This is a genomic window from Rhizobium sp. BR 317 (assembly GCF_047445835.1).
GTDB lineage: Bacteria > Pseudomonadota > Alphaproteobacteria > Rhizobiales > Rhizobiaceae > Rhizobium > Rhizobium paranaense.
The window spans coordinates 1-807 of the sequence record NZ_JARWLB010000177.1 but is presented as its reverse complement, the minus strand read 5'-3'; the positions used below and the strand labels follow the sequence as shown (position 1 = coordinate 807).

Annotated in this window: 1 protein-coding gene; it reads right to left on the bottom strand. The window is 58.0% G+C overall.

Going from position 1 to position 807, the window contains the following annotated elements; translation table 11 throughout:
* Positions 1-775: TRAP transporter substrate-binding protein (locus QD357_RS32635; RefSeq protein ID WP_414126140.1), on the bottom strand; the 775-nt coding region annotated here is incomplete at its 3' end.
* Positions 776-807 lie beyond the last annotated feature (32 nt).

Here is an 807-nt window from a genome sequence, read left to right as displayed (position 1 = left end):
CGATAAATTCAAGACCCTTGCTCGTCAGCTCTGCCTGGAGTTCGGAATTCAGCTTTTCGACATCAGCGCGTTGCACGATAGCCGACCGATTGATCTCGGTGACGACAATGTCACGCAAGTCCTMAGGCAGCATCTCGAAGTTGTCCCGATTGGCGAGAATCCAGAAGCCGTCCCACATATGGTTGGTCCGGGAGAGATACTTTTGAACCTCGTACATCTTGGCAAAGTAAATGCCAGCGAGCGGGTTTTCGAGACCGTCGGCGACGTGGGTCTGGAGTGCGGAATAAGTTTCGCCCCATGGAATCGACGTCGGCGCGGCGCCGAGAGACTTGAAAAGCGATGTCCAGAGCGGCGCAGGAGGGACGCGGATCTTGAAGCCCTTGAGGTCCTCGGGCGACTTGATCGGTTTCCCGATCKAGGTCGTCTGCCGAAAGCCGTTGTCCCACATCTTCTCGAAGGCGATCAGGTTGACCTTCTCAAAAGCCGTCCGGATGCTCCGGCCGAGCTCACCATCCACCGACTTCCACACCTGCGCGTAGTCGGGGTAGGCAAATCCTACACCGGTGATGGCCGCCGGCGGGACKAGTGTCGCTGCGATGAGGCCTGTCTGCGCAAGAAGGTCCAGGCCACCTGATCGAAGCTGGCTGAGCATATCAGCATCGGTGCCGAGCTGGCTCGCGGGGAACACTTGAATGCTCACGCGGCCGTCTGTCTGCTGGCTGATCTTGTCGGAAGCCTCGGTCATCCGCGTGTTGAGCGGATGATCAACCGGCATGATGTTGGCGAATTTAAACGAGAATTCAGGCG